General features: G+C 70.2%; 23 protein-coding genes. 13 read left to right on the top strand and 10 right to left on the bottom strand.

The genetic code is table 11. The annotated features are described in order from the left end of the window. The first annotated feature begins 63 nt into the window (after nucleotides 1-63). The 4 genes from ACN6M5_RS15390 to ACN6M5_RS15405 are packed head-to-tail and all read left to right on the top strand — an operon-like array spanning nucleotide 64 to nucleotide 3,846. The gene (locus ACN6M5_RS15390; protein ID WP_434951128.1) at nucleotides 64-1,467 is read left to right on the top strand and encodes an FAD-binding oxidoreductase; all 1,404 of its coding nucleotides are present in this window, start codon (nucleotides 64-66) and stop codon (nucleotides 1,465-1,467) included. Further along, nucleotides 1,464-2,057: a dihydrofolate reductase family protein gene (locus ACN6M5_RS15395; RefSeq protein WP_434951130.1), complete on the top strand. Its 594-nt coding sequence runs from the start codon at nucleotides 1,464-1,466 to the stop codon at nucleotides 2,055-2,057. The genes ACN6M5_RS15390 and ACN6M5_RS15395 overlap by 4 nt, the downstream gene beginning before the upstream one ends. Beyond that, nucleotides 2,054-2,974 (top strand): NAD-dependent epimerase/dehydratase family protein, encoded by a 921-nt coding sequence (locus ACN6M5_RS15400; RefSeq protein WP_434951132.1) that lies wholly within the window; start codon nucleotides 2,054-2,056, stop codon nucleotides 2,972-2,974. Before ACN6M5_RS15395 ends, ACN6M5_RS15400 begins: the two co-directional genes overlap by 4 nt. 26 nt (nucleotides 2,975-3,000) lie before the next feature. Beyond that, entirely contained in the window at nucleotides 3,001-3,846 is an 846-nt protein-coding gene (locus ACN6M5_RS15405) for a helix-turn-helix transcriptional regulator (protein ID WP_085369926.1), read from the top strand. On the opposite strand, the gene ACN6M5_RS15410 is transcribed toward ACN6M5_RS15405, so the two are convergent. The 4 genes from ACN6M5_RS15410 to ACN6M5_RS15425 form a co-directional block, all read right to left on the bottom strand. Continuing rightward, on the bottom strand, nucleotides 3,830-4,522 hold the full coding sequence (locus ACN6M5_RS15410; protein WP_434951134.1) for an ABC transporter ATP-binding protein: 693 nt from the start codon (nucleotides 4,520-4,522) through the stop codon (nucleotides 3,830-3,832). The two genes, ACN6M5_RS15405 and ACN6M5_RS15410, sit on opposite strands and share 17 nt — an antisense overlap. Continuing rightward, entirely contained in the window at nucleotides 4,519-5,661 is a 1,143-nt protein-coding gene (locus ACN6M5_RS15415; protein ID WP_434951136.1) for an ABC transporter permease, read from the bottom strand. Before ACN6M5_RS15415 ends, ACN6M5_RS15410 begins: the two co-directional genes overlap by 4 nt. A gap of 81 nt (nucleotides 5,662-5,742) precedes the next feature. Beyond that, nucleotides 5,743-6,327 carry a TetR/AcrR family transcriptional regulator gene (locus ACN6M5_RS15420; RefSeq protein ID WP_434951138.1) on the bottom strand — a complete coding sequence of 195 codons (585 nt, stop codon included), beginning with the start codon at nucleotides 6,325-6,327 and terminating at the stop codon, nucleotides 5,743-5,745. A gap of 70 nt (nucleotides 6,328-6,397) precedes the next feature. Then, nucleotides 6,398-6,898 (bottom strand): MarR family winged helix-turn-helix transcriptional regulator, encoded by a 501-nt coding sequence (locus ACN6M5_RS15425; RefSeq protein WP_434951140.1) that lies wholly within the window; start codon nucleotides 6,896-6,898, stop codon nucleotides 6,398-6,400. 112 nt (nucleotides 6,899-7,010) lie between these two features. Here ACN6M5_RS15425 and ACN6M5_RS15430 point away from each other — a divergent pair, with 112 nt between their 5' ends. Beyond that, nucleotides 7,011-7,931: an NADP-dependent oxidoreductase gene (locus tag ACN6M5_RS15430; RefSeq protein WP_434951142.1), complete on the top strand. Its 921-nt coding sequence runs from the start codon at nucleotides 7,011-7,013 to the stop codon at nucleotides 7,929-7,931. 15 nt (nucleotides 7,932-7,946) lie between these two features. Here the strand turns inward: ACN6M5_RS15430 and ACN6M5_RS15435 are convergent, their stop codons facing one another. Continuing rightward, nucleotides 7,947-8,543 (bottom strand): TetR/AcrR family transcriptional regulator, encoded by a 597-nt coding sequence (locus ACN6M5_RS15435; protein ID WP_434951144.1) that lies wholly within the window; start codon nucleotides 8,541-8,543, stop codon nucleotides 7,947-7,949. An 86-nt stretch (nucleotides 8,544-8,629) separates the two neighbouring features. On the opposite strand from ACN6M5_RS15435, the gene ACN6M5_RS15440 reads away from it, so the two are divergent. Further along, nucleotides 8,630-9,388, top strand: coding sequence for an SDR family NAD(P)-dependent oxidoreductase (locus tag ACN6M5_RS15440; RefSeq protein ID WP_434951146.1), 759 nt, complete (start codon nucleotides 8,630-8,632; stop codon nucleotides 9,386-9,388). A gap of 42 nt (nucleotides 9,389-9,430) precedes the next feature. Here ACN6M5_RS15440 and ACN6M5_RS15445 read toward each other — a convergent pair whose 3' ends face one another. Next, complete coding sequence (locus ACN6M5_RS15445; RefSeq protein ID WP_434951148.1) at nucleotides 9,431-10,066, bottom strand: NADPH-dependent F420 reductase; 636 nt, start codon at nucleotides 10,064-10,066, stop codon at nucleotides 9,431-9,433. 5 nt (nucleotides 10,067-10,071) lie between these two features. Next, a complete protein-coding gene (locus ACN6M5_RS15450; protein WP_085369939.1) occupies nucleotides 10,072-10,887 on the bottom strand; it encodes a DeoR/GlpR family DNA-binding transcription regulator in 816 nt (271 codons plus the stop codon). Between the two features lie 109 nt (nucleotides 10,888-10,996). On the opposite strand from ACN6M5_RS15450, the gene melA reads away from it, so the two are divergent. The 7 genes from melA to ACN6M5_RS15485 all read left to right on the top strand — a co-directional run bounded on the left by melA (nucleotide 10,997) and on the right by ACN6M5_RS15485 (nucleotide 18,180). After that, nucleotides 10,997-12,310 carry an alpha-galactosidase gene (melA, locus tag ACN6M5_RS15455; RefSeq protein ID WP_434951150.1) on the top strand — a complete coding sequence of 438 codons (1,314 nt, stop codon included), beginning with the start codon at nucleotides 10,997-10,999 and terminating at the stop codon, nucleotides 12,308-12,310. 120 nt (nucleotides 12,311-12,430) lie between these two features. Next, a complete protein-coding gene (locus ACN6M5_RS15460; protein WP_434951152.1) occupies nucleotides 12,431-13,312 on the top strand; it encodes an SIS domain-containing protein in 882 nt (293 codons plus the stop codon). Nucleotides 13,313-13,370: 58 nt separating this feature from the next. Then, nucleotides 13,371-14,690 (top strand): ABC transporter substrate-binding protein, encoded by a 1,320-nt coding sequence (locus ACN6M5_RS15465; protein WP_434951154.1) that lies wholly within the window; start codon nucleotides 13,371-13,373, stop codon nucleotides 14,688-14,690. 13 nt (nucleotides 14,691-14,703) lie between these two features. Beyond that, nucleotides 14,704-15,654 carry a carbohydrate ABC transporter permease gene (locus ACN6M5_RS15470; protein WP_434951156.1) on the top strand — a complete coding sequence of 317 codons (951 nt, stop codon included), beginning with the start codon at nucleotides 14,704-14,706 and terminating at the stop codon, nucleotides 15,652-15,654. Beyond that, nucleotides 15,654-16,541, top strand: a complete 888-nt coding sequence (locus ACN6M5_RS15475) for a carbohydrate ABC transporter permease (protein ID WP_085369914.1) — start codon at nucleotides 15,654-15,656, stop codon at nucleotides 16,539-16,541. The genes ACN6M5_RS15470 and ACN6M5_RS15475 overlap by 1 nt, the downstream gene beginning before the upstream one ends. After that, nucleotides 16,538-17,494, top strand: a complete 957-nt coding sequence (locus ACN6M5_RS15480; protein ID WP_434951159.1) for a carbohydrate kinase family protein — start codon at nucleotides 16,538-16,540, stop codon at nucleotides 17,492-17,494. The genes ACN6M5_RS15475 and ACN6M5_RS15480 overlap by 4 nt, the downstream gene beginning before the upstream one ends. Nucleotides 17,495-17,520: 26 nt before the next feature. Continuing rightward, on the top strand, nucleotides 17,521-18,180 hold the full coding sequence (locus ACN6M5_RS15485; RefSeq protein ID WP_434951161.1) for a HEAT repeat domain-containing protein: 660 nt from the start codon (nucleotides 17,521-17,523) through the stop codon (nucleotides 18,178-18,180). Between the two features lie 38 nt (nucleotides 18,181-18,218). Here the strand turns inward: ACN6M5_RS15485 and ACN6M5_RS15490 are convergent, their stop codons facing one another. The 3 genes from ACN6M5_RS15490 to ACN6M5_RS15500 form a co-directional block, all read right to left on the bottom strand. After that, on the bottom strand, nucleotides 18,219-19,262 hold the full coding sequence (locus ACN6M5_RS15490) for a glycoside hydrolase family 6 protein (protein WP_434951163.1): 1,044 nt from the start codon (nucleotides 19,260-19,262) through the stop codon (nucleotides 18,219-18,221). A gap of 63 nt (nucleotides 19,263-19,325) precedes the next feature. After that, entirely contained in the window at nucleotides 19,326-19,526 is a 201-nt protein-coding gene (locus tag ACN6M5_RS15495) for a hypothetical protein (RefSeq protein WP_085369910.1), read from the bottom strand. Between the two features lie 61 nt (nucleotides 19,527-19,587). Then, nucleotides 19,588-20,460 carry a sigma-70 family RNA polymerase sigma factor gene (locus tag ACN6M5_RS15500; RefSeq protein ID WP_434951165.1) on the bottom strand — a complete coding sequence of 291 codons (873 nt, stop codon included), beginning with the start codon at nucleotides 20,458-20,460 and terminating at the stop codon, nucleotides 19,588-19,590. Nucleotides 20,461-20,480: the final 20 nt, after the last annotated feature.

Here is a 20,480-nt window from a genome sequence, read left to right on the forward strand (position 1 = left end):
GGCTCGGCTCCCGTGCACGATTTGTTCAAGAGGCGCACCCCCGCCCGCTTCTATGGTCGAGCCATGTCCGATCTCGGAGTGCTCGGTGCCACGCTCGACGGGGAACTGCTGACCCCGGGCGTCGCCGGATACGACGACGTTCGGCTGCCGCGCAACGTCGCCTTCGCCGATGTGCGGCCCCGCGCGATCGTGCTGTGCCGCTCCGAACGGGATGCGGTCGCCGCTGTCCGGTACGCCGCCCGCTCGGGCCTTCGCCTGGCCCCGCGCGGCGGAGGACATTGCTTCGCCGGGCGGTCGAGCACGGATGGCATGGTGCTCGACCTCTCCGCACTGTCGGGGATCGACGTACGGAGCGACGGGACGGCGCCGATCGGCGCCGGCGCCCGTCTCGGGCAGGTGTACCGGGCGCTCTCCGCGCACGGTCACACGCTTCCCGGCGGCTGCGGCGCCGGTGTCGGGATCGCCGGTCTCACGCTCGGCGGCGGGATCGGGTTGCTCGGCCGCTCGGCCGGGCTCACCTCCGACCGGCTGGTCGGCGCGCGCGTGGTGCTCGCCGACGGCGCCGTGGTCGATTGCGACGCCGAACGCGAACCCGACCTGTTCTGGGCGCTGCGCGGCGCCGGAGGCGGGCAGTTCGGGGTGGTGACCTCGTTCCGGTTCGCGACCATCGCCGAACCGGACACCGTGCGGGTGGATGCACGCCCGCACGTCCTCGATCTCGATGCGGCCGCCGGGCTGATCGGGGCGTGGCAGCGGTGGGCTCCCGGTGCTCCGGATGCGCTCACCGTCTGCCTCACGGTCGAGGGCGCATCCGGCGGGCCAGGCGTTCTGGTGAGCCTATCCGGCGCATCCACTCTCCCGGTGGCGCACACCCGCGAGCTGCTGGACGCGTTCGCCGCGACGGTGCCGGTGCCGATCGAGCTGCGGCTGAGCGGGCCGATGCCGTTCTCCACTCTCAAAGACACGCTCGCCGACGACGCGCGCGCAGCGGACGGACAGCCGCTGCGCATCCGGTCGGAGTTCTTCGACGGGGAGCTGGGCGAAGGGACGGTCGTCCGGCTCATCACGGCGCTCACCGCCACCGCCACAGCCACCAGCACCGCGGAGCGGGGAGGCGGCACGCGCCGGCTGACGTTCACCCCGATGGGCGGCGGATACGACCGTGTCGCCGAGCACGAGACGGCGTTCGCGCACCGTGGCCAGCGCTTCCTCCTCGAGCACGCCGCCGCGCCGGGAGACGACTGGGTCGACGTGTCGTGGACGACAGCGCATCCGGATGCGTCCGGCCGGGTCTACCCGAACTTCCCGGATGCCGCCCTGATCGATCCCGTCGCGGCGTATCACGCGGGCAACGCCGCGCGTCTTTCCGAGGTGAAGCGGCACTACGACCCGCACGGCTTCTTCCGCTTCCCGCAAGCGATCGAGCCGGGCACCACGAAACACGACACGAAAGAGGTTCGACCATGAGCAAAGTCATCTGCGGCCTGTCCGTCTCCGTCGACGGGTACATCACCGGGCGCGATCCCGGTCCCGGCCGCGGGCTCGGAGACGGCGGAGCGCTCTTCGACTGGTACGGCAGCGGCGAGGTGCAGAGCAGGGTGTTCGACGGGTTCCGGCTGACAGAGCCGAGCGCTCGCGTCTTCGACGAGCTCGCCTCCCGGGTGGGCGCAACCCTCGCCGGTCACACCACGTACACGGATTCCAACGACTTCGCGGGAGGGGCACCGCACCCCACCGCCCCTCTCGTGGTGCTCAGCCACGCCGCGTTCCCGCCGGAGAACGAGCGCCAGACCGTCGTGAGCACTGGGATCGTAGATGCGGTCGCCGCGGCCAAACGCGCGGCCGCCGGTAAGGACGTCGGCCTGATGGGCGGGGTGCTCGTGACCGAGGCCCTCGCGGCGGGGCTGGTGGACGAGCTGATTCTGCACCAGGTGCCCATCCTGCTCGGGGCAGGCCGTCGCTTCTTCCACGAACTGCCCGGCCACATCCGGCTGCGCATCCTGGAGGTCGTGTCCGCGCCGGACGTCACCCACCTGCACTTCGAGGTCGAGCGATGATCCTGGTCACCGGAGGGCTCGGCATGATCGGGGCGCACACCGCCGCCGCCCTCGCCGACAGCGGGGAGGAGGTGGTGGTGACCGCGCATCGCTCCACGCGCATCCCGTCGTTCCTCGCTGGGCGCGTGCAGGTGGAGACGATCGACGTCACAGACAGGGACGCGGTTCTGGCTCTGGGGGAGCGGTACGACATCCGGGACATCGTGCACCTCGCCGGGAGCATCCCGGACGGCGACCCTCTCGCATTCTTCCGGCATGACATGGCCGGGCTGCTCACCATGCTGGAGGCGGCGCAGGCGTGGTCGGTGCGCCGGTTCGCGGTCGCGAGCAGCATCGGGGTCTACACCGGGCGCCCGGAGATCCCGTGGGACGAGGAACTGGCGCTCCCGCTCGCGGACATGCCGCACGCGATCGTCGCGTTCAAGAAGGCGGTCGAGCCGCTCACCCTGTTCGCCCTCGCCGAGACCGGTGTGCAGCCCGTGCTGCTGCGCATCGGCGGCACCTGGGGGCCGCTGATGGATCCGGAGTCGCCGTTCAACATCATCCCGCCCTACGTGGGAGCGCTCCGCAGGGGAGAGCAACCGCCTCCGCTGTACGCCGACGACGGCGGCGACTGGGGATACGCGCCGGACAGCGGAAGGGCGATCGCGCTGCTGGTGACCGCCGCCACGCTCGGGCACACGGCGTACAACGTGTCGAGCGGTACGCGCTACACCAACCGGGAACTGGCCGAAGCGCTCGCTGCCGCGCTGCCGGGCACCAGGGTCGACCTGCTGGACGGGCGTTCCTTCGGCGCGGGCGACGATCCGTACCTCGACATCCGGCGGCTCACGGCCGCCACCGGGTTCGCGCCGCGGTTCGACCTGCGGGCGGCGGTGGCCGATTACGTCGCCTGGCGCGCGGGCAACGACCGTTAGTATTCGCGGGTGGGGAGGTGCCACGGATGACGGAGTCGTACATCGAGCGGCGGCCATCCCCTGCGCTCGCGCACGTGATCCGGACCGTGTGGGTGCACCGCACCGGCGACGCTCCGTACGTGCAGCGGCATCTGCCGACCGGGGGTGTCGAGCTGCACATCCCGATCGGTGGCGCGCCGACCATGATCGGGCCGCTCACAGCGCACAGCATCGAGTGCATCCCGCCGCACACGACCATCGTGGGGGTGCGGTTCTTCCCCGGTGCCCCGCCGCCGCTGCCCGTGGTGCTGGACGAGCTGGTGGACACGCGGATCGTTCTGCGCGACGCCTGGGGCGGCCTGGCCGACCGGCTCTCCGACCGGATGGCGGAGGCGGGGGATGTGCGCCGAGCGGTCGCCGTGCTCGAAGAGACGCTCCTCCACGAGTTCCGGAGGGCGGAGCGCGGCGGCGACCGCCAGGTGCGGGAGGCGGTGGCGGTGCTGATGCCCTGGCATCCCGTCGGGATCGGGGACGTCGCCGAACACGTCGCGCTCTCCGAGAGCCAGCTGCGCCGCCGCTCCCTGCAGGTGGTGGGCCTCAGCCCGAAGGTGCTGCAGCGAACGCTGCGGTTCCAGGGCTTCCTCGCGCTGGCGCAGGCCGGGATCGCCCCGAGCGGCAGGCGCGGAGACGACGGCATCGCGGGGCTGGCGGTCGACGCCGGATACGCCGACCAGGCCCACCTCAACCGCGAGTGCCTGCGGCTGACCGGCCTGACGCCGCGGCAGCTGCTGCACGGAGACGTGGAGCGGTGCGCGTGCGGGCACGATCACGCGGCGTCGTATCTGCCGTTCCTCGCGACCCGCACGGCGCGTCCGCTCACACCACCGGGCTGAGCTCCGCCAACCGGCCGTCGGTCATCTCCAGCACCCGATCGCAGTAGTCGAGGACGTCGCGGTCGTGGGTGACCATGACGACGGCGACTCCGGATGCGTGGGCTCGCTCGGCCAGGAGGCTCACCACCTCGTGGCTGCGCGCGCGGTCGAGCGCTGCCGTCGGCTCGTCGACGAGGAGGAGGGACGGGTTGTTCACCAGGGCGCGGGCGATGCCGACGCGCTGGCGTTCGCCGCCGGAGAGCTGGCCGGGACGGTTGCCCGCGCGGTGGCTCATGCCGACCGCGTCGAGGAGGGCTGCGGGGTCCGCGTCGCGGTTGCCTGCGAGGCGGGCGGTGAGTCGCAGCTGGTCGGCGGCCGTCAGGGCGGGCAGGAGGTTCCCGGACTGGAAGACGAAGCCGATCGTCGACAGGCGGAAGCGTGCCGCCGCGCCCGTGCTGAGCGAGGTGATGTCCGTGCCGTGGATGCGCACCGTTCCGCTGTCCGGCCGGCCGAGCGCTCCCGCGATCGCGAGAAGGGACGACTTGCCGGAGCCGGATGGGCCGACGACGGCGACGAACTCGCCGGGCTGGACCGTGAGCGAGACGTCGTCGAGGGCGGTGACGCGGGCGTCTCCGTCGCCGAGTTCGAGGCGGGCTCCGACGATCTCGAGTGCTGGGGTGGTGGTGTTTCCGGTCATCGTTGTCCTCCGAGAGCGGTGATGGGGTCGACTCGGGAGATGCGGAGGACGGCGATCCCGGCTCCGATGATCCCGAGGACGATGGTGAGAAGGGAGGCGATGGCGATCGGGCCGGCCTCCAGGTCGAACGGCATGGCGTCCGGCATGAGCGCGCCCATCCCGACACCCGCTGCCACGCCGAGGGCGGTGAAGCCGACGAGCAGGATCGTTCCCTGTGCGAGGCTGTCGCGCAGCAGGTAGCCGGTGGATGCGCCGACCGCCCGCAGCACGGCGATCTCGTGGGTCCGCTGGATGGTCCACACCGTGAAGAACGCTCCGACCACGAGGGCGCAGATGGCGTAGAGGAACACCTGGATCATGGTCAGCGTCATCGTCTCGGCCTCGTAGCCGGGGGAGGCGTTGAACGCGGCGGTGCGCGTCATCGTCATGGTGCCCGCCGTCTTGTCGATCCCGGCGAAGTCGGGGGTGATGCCGTCTTTCGCCTTGATGGCGACGACGCTCGAATAGTCGTATGCGGCCTGGTCGATCGCGGCCTGGGTCGGCGCACCGGCCGGGGCCGTGTTCGAGGCGATCAGCTGCCAGGTTCCGATGGGGAGGTATGCAACGTCCACGTGGCCGAAGGTCGCCTGGCCTTCGGTGAAGCCGACGACGGTCAGCTCCACGTTCGAGCGGTCCAGCTTCACCGTGCTGCCGAGTTTCAGCCCGGCGTCCTTCGCGGTCTCGGACACGACGATTCCCGCCGGGCCGGAGAGCCGGGTTCCGCTGGAGACGGCGGGGTCGAGGAAGCCGCCAGGCTCGACGCCGAACAGGGTGAGGTCCACCTGCTTGTCTGAGTCGGTGACGCCGTTGACGATGCTGACGCCCATCGGCTCCGCCTCAGCGACGCCGTCGGCATCCTGCCAGGAGTTCAGCTGCTTCTTGTCGACGAGCGACCGGCTGAAGGCGTTGTCGGTGATGGTGCCTTTGTCGAAGGCGAACGCGGTGGCCGGCATGGATTTCAGGCCGGAGACACCGTCGTTGACGAGGCCGGAGGAGAGGCCGGAGAGCAGCACCACGAGCACGGCGATCAGTGCGATCACGATGCCCATCAGGGTGAAGCGGCCTCGAGCGAACCGCAGTTCGCGCAGAGCGAGGAACATGACACATCCTTGGAGAGGGCGAGGGGTACCGACAGTATGTCGGTAAAGATACCGACAGTCTGTCACTAAACCTCGCTGATCTCAAATCGACGCGTCTGCAGGCAGTCCCTTCGCGAGGAGGTCGGCGATCATGGCGGTCGCAGCATCCGGGTCGACGCCGTGGGTGACGAGCTGCACGCCGGCGTTCAGGAGGCCCTGGATGAGGGTCGCGTGCGCATCCGGGTCGGGCACACCCGTCTCGCGGAGAAGGGTGTTGATGGGTCGCAGCAGCGTGGTGTGCAGGGCCATGATGTCGTCGTACTTGGTGGGCGAGATGTCCGCCTGCTGCAGGATGGACGCGATGGAGTGCTTTCCGTCCGCCGTCATGCGCATGGTCGCCTCGACGTACGCGCGCATCCGGTCGGACTCCGGAACGCCGGCCAGCGCTTCGTCGATCTCCTCCGCCCAGCGATCGAATGCCGCGATGGCGACGGCGGCCAGGATGTCGTCGCGGGAGCCGAAGTACTCGTAGAAGCTCGACCGCGCGAGTCCGGCGCGTTCGGCGATCGACCGCGGGGTGACCCCGGCGAGTCCGACGTCGACGAGGAGGTGTTCTGTCGCCGTCAGGAGGGCTGCGCGCTTCGCGACGCGATGCTCGGCGACGGTGGGGGCGGTGATCTTCGGCATCCGCTCATTATGCCTCCGTTGTCCAGGCGACCTTCTGGCCTGGGAGCATCGCCGGAGCGCGGAGCGGACCTCAGCGCGCCGCGCGACGCCTCGGCGCAGCGGAGCGGGGCGGGGCGGAGCGCATGTGGTCGCGGACCGTGCCCAGGATGCGGGCGAGCGCTTCGACGTCGGCCCGGGCGAGGGGCTCGTAGAGCAGCTCGTCGAGCACGGCGATGTGGCCGGGGAAGACGCGGGAGAGGACGTCGCGCCCGGCGTCGGTGATCGTGACGGTGGTGCTGCGTTCGTCGTCGGCCGACGGTGCGCGCGTCACCAGTCCGCGCTCGTCGAGCACCTGCGCCTGGTAGGTGAGGCCGCTGCGGCTGTAGACGACGCCGTCGGCGAGGTCGGTCATCCGGTGGCTGCCCGTCGGGGAGTCGCCGAGGCGTGCGAGCAGCTGGAACTGCACGTAGCTGAGGTCGCCGGCTTCGCGCAGCTGCTGTTCGACCGCGTGGCGGAGCAGGCTGCTCACTTCGATGAGCGCGAAGTAGGCGCCCAGCTCGGTCTGGTCGAGGGAGCGGGGCGATTCGGACATGCGGCAACTGTAACAGTTGCTACGAAGTCAAAGTAGTTGCTACGAACTCGAAGCAGTGCTATCGTCCCTCATGTGCTTCGGATTCGAAGCAACCAACGAGAGGGCGATCACCATGAAGGCAGTGCGTTTCCACGAGTTCGGCGGACCGGATGTGCTCCGCTATGAAGAGGCGGAGCGGCCCGTCGCCGGAGAGGGCCAGGTGCTCATCCGGGTGGCCGGCTCCGCGGTCAACCCCGCGGATAGCGGCATCCGGAGCGGCACGCTGCCCTTCCCGGTGACGCTGCCGCACGTCCCCGGCTACGACGTCTCAGGGACGGTCGAGGAGCTGGGCGGCGGAGTCACCGGTTTCCGGCTCGGCGACGCGGTCGTCGGGTTCCTCCCGATGGGGGAGGACGGCTCCGCGGCCGAGTACGTCGCGGCGCCGGCGGCCGTGCTCGCTGCGGCTCCCTCGCGGATCCCGCTTCCGGATGCGGCAGCACTGCCGTCGGTGGCGCTCACGGCCTGGCAGGCCCTGTTCGACCTCGCCGGCCTCCAGGGCGGTCAGCGCCTGTTGATCGTCGGAGCCGGGGGAGCGGTCGGCGGGTACGCCATCCAGCTCGCGAAGCGGGCGGAGGTGCACGTGATCGCCACGGCCAGCCCGCGCAGCAGGGCGAGTGTGCTGGCGGCCGGAGCGGACGAGGTGATCGATCACACCGTATCCGGGGTCGTCGAGTCGGTCCGCGAGCCGGTCGACGTGCTGCTGAACCTCGCGCCGATCAGCGAGGAGGAGTTCGAAGCGCTCGTTCCCCTGGTGCGCGACGGCGGCATCGTTGTCGCGACGACCGCGTGGATGACCACGCCGGGCGACGACAGCCGGGGTGTCCGCACGGCCGGAGTCTTCGTCGAAGCCAGCGCGGACCAGCTGGCGCAGCTGGTGGCACTCGTCGACAGCGGAGAGCTGACCGTCGAGGTCGCCAGGCGTGTTCCGTTGAGCGAGCTGCCGGAAGTCGCGACCGGGGAGCTTCGCGGGAAAGTCGTCGTGGTTCCGCAGTGACGGGAGAACGGGTCGTCAGCGGCGGGACGGCGACGCCAGCCGCCGCGCCGCCTCGACCACGAAGCGGCGGCGTGCCGCGCGCTCATCCTGGTCGTCCGGGCCTGCGCCGGTGATCATCTCGGCCAGCTGAGGCACCGTCTGCCACCACGCCGCCAGCGCGATCAGGGAGAAGACGAGGTGAGCGGGATCGATCGCCGGGTCGATCAAGCCGTCACGCTGGGCGGCGGCGAAGCGAGCCACCTTCTCGCGGTAGTGCTCCGTGCGCACCTCGGCGTGGGCGGGCGGACCGGCCTGCAGGCCCTCCCACTGCAGCAGACGGCCCAGTTCCGGATGCGCCGAGTGGTAGTCGAAGGTCGCACCGGCGAACTCACCGATGTCGTCCAGCCCGGCCCCGGTGAGGGTGACGGCGGCGGACAGGCGCTCCAGCTCGGTGGTCAGCACCAGGTTCCAGAGGGCCTCCTTGTCGCCGAAGTAGCGGTAGAGCCTCTCCTTGTTGACACCGGACCGGGAGGCGATGGCGGCGACGGTGGTGCCCTCGAAACCGTGTTCGGCGAACTCGACGAGAGCGGCGTCGCGGAGTCGGCGCTGCGTGCCGTCGGTGTCCCATGCCATCCTCACAGAATACCAACTCATGGGTTGGAGATGAGCCGAATGGGGTTAGAATCCAACCACACCGTTGGAGTTGGAAGGGAAGCACCATGACAGACATCGACCGTCTCCCCGACGCGATCAGGCCGCCGGAACCCGGCCTGATTGCGCTCGTCACCGGAGCGAACAGCGGCATCGGACGAGAAACAGCGCGACACCTGATCGGTCTCGGCGTGACCGTCTGGGTCGGAGCACGCGACCTCGGCAAAGGGCAGACGGCCGCCGCCGAACTGGGCCCGTCCGCGCACGCCGTGCAGCTGGATGTGACAGACCCGTCATCGGTCGAGGCGGCCGTGCGCCAGGTCGGGTCAGTGGACATCCTGGTCAACAACGCGGGCGTGAACCCCGGCGGAGAGGACATCGACGGCACCAGCATCGAGCAGTTCCGCGTCGCGTACGAGACCAACGTGTTCGGCCTCATCGGCGTCACGCAGGCGTTCCTCCCCGCATTGCGGAGGTCGGAGCACCCGCGCATCGTCAACGTGTCCAGCGGAACGGGATCGCTCACCTGGAACAGCGGCCAGAACCCCCAGTTCGACTGGGAACGGGTCAAAGGCGGCGGGATCGCGTACCGGAGCTCGAAGACGGCCGTCAACGCCGTCACGCTGCTCATGGCTCAGGCGCTCGGCGAGAACGTCAAGGTCAACGCCCTCGCGCCCGGGCTGCGCCGCACCAATCTCGTCGCCGGGATGTCGGTCGGCGGCGACCCGGCGGAGGCTGCCGCGGGAGCCGTGCGGCTCGCACTTCTCCCGGACGACGGCCCGACGGGAGCGCTCTGGTCCTGGGACGGCACCCGCGCGCCCTGGTAGCCGACGGCCCCGGCCGGCACGGCCCCGGCCGGCACAGCCCCGTCAGACCGGGGGCACCGCCGACAACCGTGTCGCGACCGCGGCAGCGAACCCGGATGCGACCATCGCCACCTCGAAGCCGGCCACGGCCTCCAGGTGCCTGGCCATGCGCAGCGGGCCGACATCGACGGGGGCCGTGCCCAGCTCGCGGGCGAGTGCGATGACGAGGGCGGCGGCCTCTGCGTCGTCGGACGCGATGAACGTCTGCGGCGGCTCTGCACCCACGGGGGACGGGAGGGCGAGGAGTTCGGCGTACACGGTGTTGAACGCCTTGACTACGCGTGCGCCGGGAGCGGCGTCGGCGATCCGCTCCGCGAGGGACGGGCCGCCGGCGTGGCGGCTCTCCCAGTGCGGGGGATCGAGCGGGTTGCCGAGGTCGATCAGCACCGCGCCGTCGAGCACCTCGCCGAGCCCGGCGACCACGTCGATCGCCACGGGATCGTGCACGGCCACGATGACCACCTCGCAGGCGGCAGCGTCCCGGTATCCGGTGCCGTGCGCATCCCCGCCGATGTCACGTGCGACGGCCGCGGCGCGCTGCTCGTCCCTGCTGCCGATCACGGCGGTGTGCCCTGCCCGCACGAGGCGGGCGCCGACGGCTCTGGTCATCGGGCCGGTGCCGAGGAGTCCGACGCGCATCCCGGTCACTCCTCGTCCGCGATGACGATCTGCACGCCGGCAGCGCGCAGGCGTTCCAGCTCGGCGGGGTCGGCCGAGCTGTCGGTGATGAGCAGCTCCATCTCGGCGGCGTCGGCGATCTGGGCGAGCGCGACGGTGCCGATCTTCGACCCGTCGGCGACGACGACCGTGCGCTGGGCCTTCGCGACCATCGCGCGGTTGGTCCGAGCCTCCGTCTCGTCGTGCGTGGTGACGCCGGCGGAGGCGCTGACGCCGTCCGCGCCGAGGATGGCGGTGCCGACGTTGACGGCGTTGAAGGTGCTCTCGGCAAGGGCTCCGACGAGTTCGAGGGACTCGGGGCGCAGGAATCCGCCGGTCATGGCGAGCCGCACGCCCGCGTAGCCGGAGAGCAGGTTCGCGATGGTGAGCGAGTTGGTCACCACGGTGATGTCCCGGTGGTTGGCGAGGGCCCTGGCGACGCTTGCCGTCGTGGTGCCGCCGCCCAGCGCGACCACGTGACGCTCGGACGGGAGGCGCCGCAGCATCGCGCGGGCGATGGCGCGCTTCGCCTCCTGGAACCGGGTGTCCCGCAGCACGACGGGGAGTTCCCTGCGGCGCTCCAGCGCTGACGCTCCTCCGTGGGTGCGCAGCAGGAGGTTCTGGTCGGCGAGGTCGGAGAGGTCCCTGCGGGCGGTGGCCGCGGAGATCCCGAGCGTGTCGGAGAGTTCGGTCAGGCCGATGGTGCCGTGCTCGGTGACCAGATCCAGGATGGCCACCAGCCGTTCGGCGCGCCGTCCCGTGGTGACGCGGGCGATCAGTGACTCGGTGGTCGGAGGGAGCATGGTCGCCCCTTTCAGCGTCGGCGGTGAAACGATCACTCGTTCTGAGCACTTTATTCGCGATTCGCTCATTCTGTTGCGCAGAGTTGACACAGTACCGCAGGATCGCTCCATGCCACAGATTGTCTTCCTCGGCGCAGGTAGCGTCGTCTTCACCCGCCAGCTGCTCGCCGACCTGTACCGGTTCGACGACCTCCCGACCCTGCGCATCGTGCTCCACGACATCGACGAGGAACGCCTCGAAGTCGCCCGCGGCACCGCAGAGCAGGTCGCGGCCCGCTTCGGCCGCGAGACGGAGATCGTCGCGACGCTGGACCGCCGTGCGGCGCTGGCCGGCGCGGATTTCGTGATCAACATGATCCAGGTGGGCGGCATCGCGGCCACCCGCGTCGATCTCGAAGTCCCCGCGGCGGCCGGACTCCTGCAGACGATCGGCGACACCACCGGCGTCGGCGGGGTCTTCCGTGGCCTGCGCACGTTCCCCGTGCTCTCCGGCATCGCCGCCGACATGACGGAACTGTGCCCGGACGCCTGGTTCCTCAACTACACCAACCCGATGGCCATGAACGTCTGGTGGATGTCCGTGGTCGCGCCCGGCATCAAGACCGTCGGCCTCTGCCACAGCGTCTACTGGACGGTCCACGACCTCTGCGAACTCATCGGCGTGCCGATGGAGGGCACCCACTACCGCGCGGCCGGCGTGAACCACCAGGCCTGGCTCGTCGAGTGGTCGCGCGACGGGGAAGACCTCTACCCGCTGCTGCGGGCGGCGATCGAGAAGGACCCGGAGCTGCTGCGCCGCGTGCGCGTCGAGATCTTCCGCCGCATCGGCTTCTACCCGACGGAGACCAGCGAGCACTCGTCCGAGTACCTCGACTGGTTCCTGCGGTCGCCGGAGCAGATCGAGCGCTTCCGCCTGCGCCCGCTCGAGTACATCGGCATCTCCGAGGAGAACGTCGCGGAGTTTGAACACGCCAAGGCGGCGCTGGCCGTCGGAGACGACCTGGAACTCGAGGAGGGCGCTGCGGAGTACGCGCCGCAGGTCATCCACTCGATCCTCACGGGCACCGAGCGCATCATCCACGCGAACGTCGTGAACCGAGGCCTCATCGACAACCTGCCGGAAGGCGCGGTGGTCGAGGTGCCGAGCCGCGTGGATGCCGACGGCGTGCATCCCCTGCCGTTCGGCGCCATCCCGGTGCAGGGTGCAGCGCTCAACCGCACGTACCTCTCTGTCGCCGAACTGGCGATCGAGGCGGCGAAGACCGGCGACCCCGAGCTGGTCCGCCGTGCCGTGCTGACCGACCCGAACGCGTCGTCGTCGCTGACACCGGAGCAGATCTGGGAGCTCTGCGACGAGCTCACCGCGCGCCACGCATCCTTCCTCCCTGTCGCTCTCGGCGGCACATTGGAAACCTCCCTGTAACAAACAATCACAACGAGTGAGCGATATGCGCATTGTGATTGTCAATCGCTCACTTGCCATCAAGGATGAAGCCAGCGCGCACCGTCGCGCAGCACCACCCATGACCCACAGGAGCAACTCGTGTCACTGACGTCCGTCGAAATCGCCAGCCAGCCGGCCATCTGGCGGGAGGCCATCGAGAGCAGGTCCGCCATCGCGGACGAGCTGCTCGCCCTGCCGGGCTCGCGGGTCCTCGTGCTCGGCTGCGGCACCAGCGCCTTCCTCGCGGAGTCGTACGCCGCTCTGCGCGAGCGCGCAGGGCTCGGTGTGACGGACGCCGCGTACGCGTCGGAGCCGTGGCCGTGGCGCGACTACGACGCGGTCGTGCTGCTCAGCCGCTCGGGCACGACCACCGAGGTGATCGAGGCGCTCGACATCATCCCGGAGGGCGTGCGCACCATCGCCGTGACCGGCGTCGCGGACTCGCCCCTCGCGGCCAGGGTCGACGACGTGCTACTGCTCGACTTCGCCGACGAGAAGTCGGTCGTGCAGACGCGCTTCCCCACCACCTTCCTCTTGCTCGCGCGGCACGCGCTCGGCGAGGACGTGTCCGGCCTGCCGGACGAGGTGGATGCGCGCCTCGCCGCCCCGCTCGGCATCGAGACCGGCGCCCTCTCCCACTTCGTCTACCTCGGCAGCGGCTGGACGTACGGGCTCGCCCAGGAGGCAGCGCTGAAGATCAGGGAGGCCGCGCAGGCCTGGTCGGAGTCGTACCCGGCGCTCGACTACCGGCACGGACCGCTCGCGGTGGCCGACGAGCGCTCGATCGTCTGGATCCTCGGGGATGCGGAGCCGAGCCTGGTGGCCGACATCGAGCGCACCGGCGCCCTGGTCCGCACGTCCACCGGCGACCCGCTCGTCGAGCTCGCAGACGCACAGCGCCTCGCCGTCGCGATCGCCGAGCAGCGCGGACTCGACCCGGACAACCCGCGCCTCCTGACGCGCTCCATCGTGCTGGGCTGACAGAGCGTCCCCAGACCCGAACATCCCGAACAGCAGAACTCGAGAAGAGGAACCGACGATGATTGCTCCACTCACGAAGCGGATACTCCGCACCACCGGCATCCTGGCGGCCGCGGCAGTGGTGACCGCTCTGGCCGGATGCAGTGGCTCGCAGGGAGCGACCACTCTCGACACCAAGGCCAAGGTGACCATCCAGGTGTGGTCGGGTCAGTCCGACGCCGCGGAGAAGATCGTCGAGTCGCTGGCGAAGGAGTTCGAGAAGCTCCACCCGAACGTCAACGTGGACCTCTCGCCCGGCGCGTCGTCGACCGACCAGCTGCTGCAGAAGCTGTCCGCCGGATTCGCGGGCGACCAGTATCCGGACATGTCGTACGCGTTCGGCTCGTGGGCCGGCCAGCTCGAATCGTCTGGGCGCACGCTCGACATCTCCGCCGATGTGAAGAAGCCGGACGTGAAGTGGGACGAGTTCACCGAGGCCGCCCGGGGCACGGCGCAGCCCAGCGGCAAGAAGGTCATCGGGTTCCCCGCGGTCGTCGACAACATCGGGCTGCTCTACAACAAGACCCTGTTCGACAAAGCGGGGATGGCCTATCCGACCAAGGACTGGACCTGGGACGACTTCCGCGCCGCGGCGAAGAAGCTCACCGACCCCGCGAACCACGTCTACGGCTACGGATACTCCGTCTCCGGCAGCGAGGAGACGACCTGGCAGTTCTGGCCGCACCTGTGGCAGAACGGCGGCAGCATCCTGAACGACGCGGGCACGAAATCGGAGTTCGCGTCGGCGGCCGGTGTCGACGCTCTCACCTTCCTGCAGTCGATGGCCGTCGACGACAAGAGCGTCTACCTCGACCAGACGGACACCAAGTTCGGCCAGCTCTTCACGAGCGACCGCATCGGGATGATCACCTCCGGCCCGTGGCAGCTCTCCGACCTGAAGACCGGAGGCACCAAGTACGGCGTGGTGCAGCTGCCGGGCACGGACGGCGACCACCAGACGGTGTCCGGCCCTGACATCTGGGCACTGTTCGACCACAAGGACAAGAACCGCGCATACTGGGCGACCCAGTTCGCGCAGTGGCTCACCTCCGCCGAGCAGGACGAGCGCTTCAACGTGGCCCTCGGCAACCTGCCGCTCCGCTCCTCCGAGGCCGACTCGGACGCCGTGAAGAAGGAAGCGGCCGCCTTCCCCGGCTACGAGGTCTTCGTCGCCAACTCGGCGAACGTGAAGAACACGCGCCCCACCTCCACGGGCTACGCGGCGCTCTCCGTGGCCATCGGCAAGTCGATCTCGAGCGTGCTGCAGGGCGACGGCGAACCCAAGAGCGCCCTCGAACGGGCTGCGAAGACCGCCGACCAGGCGCTGAACAAGAAGTAGCGGGGTCTCGTTCATGACAGACAGCACCGCACGAACGCTCGGCCGGCCGGGCGCGTCCTCCGACGCGACCCGGCCGCGCCGGGCCAAGCGCCCTGGATTCACCGCCTCGCTGACCGGCTGGGGGTTCGTCGCCCCCGCGACGATCATCATCCTCGGCCTCTCGATCTTCCCGGCGCTGTGGGCGTTCGTCCTGTCCTTCCAGAGCTGGGACGGCTTCAGCGAGGCCACCTGGGTCGGCGGCGAGAACTACGCGAACCTGGTGACGGACGCCGACTTCGGCAACTCCGTCCTCAACACGCTCGGCTTCACGCTGCTGTTCGTGCCGGCCTCGGTGCTGCTCGGCCTGTTCCTCGCCGTCGCGCTCAACCGCCGAATCCGGTGGATGGGGTTCTACCGCACCGCGATCTTCGTCCCGTTCGTCGCATCGGCGGCGTCCACCGGCATCCTCTCCACCTACCTGTTCAGCCCGCAGTTCGGACTGGTCAACAACATCCTGAGGGTGCTGCACCTGCCGCAGCAGGGCTGGCTCGACGACCCGCACCAGGCGATGCTCGTGATCGCGATCATGTCGCTCTGGGGCTCCGCGGCGTTCACCACCGTGATCTACCTGGCCGCGCTGCAGGATGTGCCTGCCGACCTCATCGAGGCGGCGCGCATCGACGGCGCGAACCCGTGGCAGACGTTCTGGCGCATCGTCTGGCCGCAGCTGGCCCCCGTGACGGTGTTCGTCTGCATCTGGCAGACCATCCAGGCCATCCAGCTGTTCGACCTGGTGTACACCACCACGCGCGGCGGGCCGCTGGATGCGACGAGGACGATCGTCTACTTCCTCTACGACAAGGCGTTCCACGCCCTGCAGTTCGGCTACGGCTCGGCCGCCGCGTACGTGCTGTTCGCGGCCACCCTGCTCATCACGATCGGCGTCGTGATCTTCCAGCGGCGCCGCGGTTCGGAGGCGTTCTGATGGCGACGATTCTCGACGAGGTCTCCCAGGCCTCCGACCAGGTGGCGAGGGACACCACGCGCGGCGCAGGCAAGCGCACGAAGATGAGCGGGTGGCACTTCGTGCTGTTCCCGATCGCGATCCTGTTCCTGGTGCCGTTCCTGCAGATGGCGCTCGCGTCGTTCTCCCCGGCCAAGGAGCTGGTGGCGTTCCCTCCGCCGTTCGTGCCGTCGCACTTCACCATCGACGGCTACGTGAAGCTGTTCGGCCAGACGGACATCCTGCTCTGGCTCGGCAACACCGTGATCGTGTCCGCGACCGCGATCGTCTCCAACATCGTGCTCTGCTCGCTGGCGGGATACGGCTTCGCCCGGCTGAAGTTCGCCGGGCGCAACTTCGGCTTCCTGATGATCCTCGCGACCATCATGATCCCGACACAGCTGCTGATGATCCCCACGTACATCCTGTTCGCCAAGCTCGGGCTCCTGAACGGGCTCGGCGCGGCGATCGTGCCGTGGCTGGCGACCGCGTTCGGGATCTTCCTGATGCGGCAGTTCTTCCTCAGCCTGCCCGCGGAGCTGGAGGAGGCGGGAGCCATCGACGGCTGCAACCGCTGGCAGATCTTCTTCAGGATCGTGCTGCCGCTCGCCCGTCCAGCGCTCGCCACGCTCGCGATCTTCACCCTGCTGGGCGCCTGGAACGACCTGGTCTGGCCGCTCATCGCGATCAACAACCAGTCGTCGTTCACCCTGCAGCTGGGCATCGCGAACTTCCAGGGAGCACACCAGACGGACTGGAGCCTGATCATGGCGGGCAACGTGATCGCCACGCTGCCGCTGATCCTGTTCTTCCTGTTCGCGCAGCGGCAGTTCATCGCGACCATGACGTTCTCCGGGCTGAAAGGGTGAGCGCCGGGTATCCACCGGTCGATGTGCTCGTGGTGGGGGACGCCAACCCCGACCTGCTGCTCACCGGCGACACCGTCCCCCGCTTCGGCCAGGCGGAGCAGCTGCTCGACTCCGCCGACCTGCTGCTCGGCGGCAGCGCGGCGATCGTGGCCTGCGGGCTGGCGAGACTCGGGATGCGCACGGCGCTCGCCGCGGTGGTCGGCGACGACCAGTTCGGCGCGTTCGTGCGCGACCGGCTGCGCGAGGCCGGCGTGGACGACACGGCTGTCGCGACGGATCCCGCCGTGCCGACCGGGCTGTCCGTCGTGCTCTCCGAGCCGGGCGACCGGGCGATCCTGACGCTGCCAGGCACCATCCCGTCGCTCACTCCGGAGGCGGTCCTCGCCGCGGTCGCCACGCTGCGCCCGCGCCACGTGCACATCGCGTCGTACTTCCTGCAGCCGGGCCTCGCCGCCCAGCTGCCTGCCCTGCTCGACGACCTCGCGGCGCAGGGCATCACGGCCAGCATCGACACGAACTGGGACCCGGCGGAGGACTGGAACGGCCTCGCGGACGTGCTCAGCCGCGTCGCAGTGTTCCTGCCCAACCGAGAGGAGGCGCTCGCGATCGGCTCGGCCGTGCTCGGGCATCCGGTCACCGACCTGGGCGTCGCGGCCTCCGGGCTGTCCGCGCTCGGCTGCCGGGTGGTGGTGAAGGCCGGAGCGGACGGCGGGATCGCGTTCGACGACGGCGAGGAGTCCGCGACCGCTCCCGGACTCGTGGTGGAGGTCTCCGACACGACGGGGGCGGGCGACAGCTTCGACGCCGGCTACCTCGCGGCCATGCTCACTGGCGTTGCGACCGAGGAGGAGCGACTGCGCTGGGCCGCTGCCGCCGGATCGCTGTCCGTGCGCGGGCGCGGAGGGACGGGCGCGCAGGCGACAGCCGCTGAACTACGGGCGGCGCTCGGCTGAGAGACCCCCACCGCTATGCTCTGGCCATGCGCGCTGAGGATTGGGTGGGGGAGCTGCAGGAACTCGGGAAGCCGGAATGGCCCCGATACCTCGAGGAGCATTCGGGTCTTCCCGGTCCCCGCGCCAACCTTCCGCTGGCGGATGCGGTGGCGAAGGTCGCCGACCGGGAGGCGGTGGAGGTGCTCCTCGCGTCCGGCGGCGAGTATCCGGTGATGTGCGCGGCCGCCGCGCTGGGAGCGCGGGCAGACGACCCGGCCGACGAGAAGGCGGCGCGCGAGCTGGCGGCGGACGAGCGGTGGCGGGTGCGCGAGGGGGTCGCGATCGGCCTGCAGCACCTGGGCGACCGGGCGCTGCCGGAGCTGATCGCGATCGTGCGGCGGTGGGTGGAGGACGGCGACCCGCTGGTGCAGCGCGCAGCGGTCGCCGCGCTGTGTGAGCCGAGGCTGTTGCGCGCACCGGAGGCTGCGGCCGCCGCCGTCGACGCCTGCCGCACCGCTACGGCCCGCCTCGCCTCCTTGCCGGACGACCGCCGCAAGCAACCGGATGCGCGGACCCTGCGACAGGCGCTCGGCTACTGCTGGAGCGTCGCGGTCGCCGCTGACCCCGGTGCGGGCATCCCCGCCTTCCTCGCCCTGGACACTGCACACCCGGACATCGCGTGGATCGCGGCGGAGAACCGGAAGTAGAAGCGGCTCGCGTCTGTGCTATCGGACGCTTCGACCGGTCACTGACCGCGGCCGCGCACCAACGCCTCCGCGCCGCTCTCGAACCAGGCGCCAGCCGCCGGGCCGCCGTTGCACTGGCCGTCGCTCGTGCCCGGATGTTTCACCCAGAGCAGGGCGTCGAGCTTGGACGTCGGGGATTGCGTGATCTGCGGGTTCTGGCCGAGGGCTGCGCCCGGAGGGTTGCACCAGCCGCCCGTCCAGCCGTTGCCGTTCCGGGAGACGTCGATGACGAAGTGCTTCCAGCCGACCCTCGACGACAGTTTGCCCGCATACGTGCGCTCGGACTGCGTCGTGTCGAAATTGGAGACGTTCGTGAAGAAGCCGGTCGCCCGCGCGATGCCGGCCGAGGTGAGGTATCCCGCCTGCACATCCGGGGTCAGCCAGCGGGCGTTTCCGCCGTCCAAGTAGGTGCTCAGCCCGGCGGCGGCCAGAATCCCGACAGCCGAACGGATGAGGGGCAGCCTCACGTCGGCGACCCCGGCGCATTTCGCGCTCGGCAGCATGGAGAGTGAGTCCGGCTCGATCAGGACGACCGCCCTGCTTCCGCTGAGCGCTGCCGCAACCCGGCGGTTCCAGTCGAGATAGGTTGCAGGCGTGAGGCCACCTGCGGAGTAGCCCCCGCAGTCGCGGTCGGGCACGGCGTACGTGACGAACACCGGGGTCGCCCCCTGCGCGGCTGCGGCCTTCAGATGCCGCTGGATCACGGTGTCCAGCATGGCCGGGCTGTACCACTCACCCAGCCAGACGGCCGTCGGCTGGCTCGCGATCTGCTCGATCATGGCGGCGGTGGCGGTATCGCCGGATGCGGTCAACCGATCGGCCACCCGGCGGGCGTCGCTGTACGGGTCGAGGTAGAGCCGCTTCCCGAACGCAGCGGCTGCGGCGGACGGGGAGGGAGACGGCGTCGGCGCAGCGGTGGGAGACGGAGAGGCCGATGCCGCCGACGCCGTGGCCGCGCGGGGCGCCGACGGTGTCGCGAGTGTCGTCGCCAGCGCGGCCGCAGCGACGACGGCTCCGAGGAGGATCCCGATCGCTGTGCGCATACCGGGAACTATCGGCCGCATCCCGCGACCGGTCACACTTTTCCGCTGACGGGCCAGGATCGGTCACCGCGCCCGGCGGCGACGGACGAGGCCGAACACGATCAGGGCCAGCCCCACGACCAGCAGGATCGGGCCGACGGTTCCCCAGAGTGGCGACCCGCTCATCGCCGAACCGCGCAGCACGTTGAGCCCCTGCAGTGTCCACACCAGTCCGACGATGCCCAGGATCGCGCCGGGCACGACGAACGGCCAACTGCGTTTCATGAGGCAACTGTAGACCGGGCGAGACCGTGTGTCAGCGGTCTCGCCCGCTACGCCGGCCCGCTCAGCCGCCGAGCGCGCCCAGCACATCCAGTTCCGCCAGGCGGGCGGGGTCGGCCAGCACGTCGAGGCCGACGATGCGGTCCCCGACGATGTCGAACGCCATGATCGAGGCGACCACGCCGTTCAGCACGGCGGCGACGCCCGGGCGGCCGCCGATCACGATCGGCGTGGAGTGCGCGGCGAGGCGGCCGGAGAGCACGGCCTGCTCCGCGATGGACTGCGCGCCCTCGACGAGCTGCGTGCTGGTTCCGTAGTCGGCGCGGAGCACCGCTCCCGTGTCGAGCAGGGAGAGCAGCGCGGTGAGGTCGCCGGTGCTGGCGGCCGTGAGCCACGCATCCACCACCTGCCGCGTACGCCCGCGTTCCGGATGCGCAGGCTCCTCCGCACCGCGCACCCGGCGCCGTGCCCGGGAGGCGAGCTGTCTCGCGGCGGCGGGCGTCTTGTCGAGCACCGTCGCGATCTCGTCGAACGACTGGCCGAAGACGTCGTGCAGCACCAGGGCGATGCGCTCGGCGGGCGACAGCGTTTCCAGCAGGACCAGCAGTGCGGTGCTTATGCGGTCGCTCTCCTCCGCCAGCTCCGCGGGGTCGAGCTCGACGGCGACGGGCTCGTCCCGCCACGGTTCGACCTGCCAGGAGCGTTCGCGCAGGCGGCGCGGGGCGCGCAGCATGTCGAGGCTCACCCGGGAGACCACCGTGGTCAGCCAAGCATCCAGATTGTCGATGCCTGCGACGTCCGCGCGTGCGAGTCTGAGCCAGGTCTCCTGCACGGCATCGTCGGCGTCTGCGTCGGAGCCGAGCAGGCGGATAGCGATGGCCTTCAGCCGCCGCCGCTCCGTCTCGAATCGCCTCGCCAGGAATTTCTGGTCGGTCATGTCACATCTCCTCGGTCGTG

The sequence above is a fragment of the Leifsonia araucanica genome, from assembly GCF_051161895.1.
Taxonomy (GTDB): domain Bacteria; phylum Actinomycetota; class Actinomycetes; order Actinomycetales; family Microbacteriaceae; genus Leifsonia.

Bases quoted from the DNA above. Each gene is read 5' to 3' on its own strand.
- ACN6M5_RS15450 (WP_085369939.1), bottom strand. From the start codon at position 10,887: ATGCTCCCTCCGACCACCGAGTCACTGATCGCCCGCGTCACCACGGGA.
- ACN6M5_RS15425 (WP_434951140.1), bottom strand. From the start codon at position 6,898: ATGTCCGAATCGCCCCGCTCCCTCGACCAGACCGAGCTGGGCGCCTAC.
- melA (WP_434951150.1), top strand. From the start codon at position 10,997: ATGCCACAGATTGTCTTCCTCGGCGCAGGTAGCGTCGTCTTCACCCGC.
- ACN6M5_RS15485 (WP_434951161.1), top strand. From the start codon at position 17,521: ATGCGCGCTGAGGATTGGGTGGGGGAGCTGCAGGAACTCGGGAAGCCG.
- ACN6M5_RS15430 (WP_434951142.1), top strand. From the start codon at position 7,011: ATGAAGGCAGTGCGTTTCCACGAGTTCGGCGGACCGGATGTGCTCCGC.
- ACN6M5_RS15435 (WP_434951144.1), bottom strand. From the start codon at position 8,543: ATGGCATGGGACACCGACGGCACGCAGCGCCGACTCCGCGACGCCGCT.
- ACN6M5_RS15400 (WP_434951132.1), top strand. From the start codon at position 2,054: ATGATCCTGGTCACCGGAGGGCTCGGCATGATCGGGGCGCACACCGCC.
- ACN6M5_RS15390 (WP_434951128.1), top strand. From the start codon at position 64: ATGTCCGATCTCGGAGTGCTCGGTGCCACGCTCGACGGGGAACTGCTG.
- ACN6M5_RS15405 (WP_085369926.1), top strand. From the start codon at position 3,001: ATGACGGAGTCGTACATCGAGCGGCGGCCATCCCCTGCGCTCGCGCAC.
- ACN6M5_RS15500 (WP_434951165.1), bottom strand. From the start codon at position 20,460: ATGACCGACCAGAAATTCCTGGCGAGGCGATTCGAGACGGAGCGGCGG.
- ACN6M5_RS15445 (WP_434951148.1), bottom strand. From the start codon at position 10,066: ATGCGCGTCGGACTCCTCGGCACCGGCCCGATGACCAGAGCCGTCGGC.
- ACN6M5_RS15490 (WP_434951163.1), bottom strand. From the start codon at position 19,262: ATGCGCACAGCGATCGGGATCCTCCTCGGAGCCGTCGTCGCTGCGGCC.
- ACN6M5_RS15415 (WP_434951136.1), bottom strand. From the start codon at position 5,661: ATGTTCCTCGCTCTGCGCGAACTGCGGTTCGCTCGAGGCCGCTTCACC.
- ACN6M5_RS15410 (WP_434951134.1), bottom strand. From the start codon at position 4,522: ATGACCGGAAACACCACCACCCCAGCACTCGAGATCGTCGGAGCCCGC.
- ACN6M5_RS15440 (WP_434951146.1), top strand. From the start codon at position 8,630: ATGACAGACATCGACCGTCTCCCCGACGCGATCAGGCCGCCGGAACCC.
- ACN6M5_RS15465 (WP_434951154.1), top strand. From the start codon at position 13,371: ATGATTGCTCCACTCACGAAGCGGATACTCCGCACCACCGGCATCCTG.
- ACN6M5_RS15475 (WP_085369914.1), top strand. From the start codon at position 15,654: ATGGCGACGATTCTCGACGAGGTCTCCCAGGCCTCCGACCAGGTGGCG.
- ACN6M5_RS15495 (WP_085369910.1), bottom strand. From the start codon at position 19,526: ATGAAACGCAGTTGGCCGTTCGTCGTGCCCGGCGCGATCCTGGGCATC.
- ACN6M5_RS15395 (WP_434951130.1), top strand. From the start codon at position 1,464: ATGAGCAAAGTCATCTGCGGCCTGTCCGTCTCCGTCGACGGGTACATC.
- ACN6M5_RS15470 (WP_434951156.1), top strand. From the start codon at position 14,704: ATGACAGACAGCACCGCACGAACGCTCGGCCGGCCGGGCGCGTCCTCC.
- ACN6M5_RS15420 (WP_434951138.1), bottom strand. From the start codon at position 6,327: ATGCCGAAGATCACCGCCCCCACCGTCGCCGAGCATCGCGTCGCGAAG.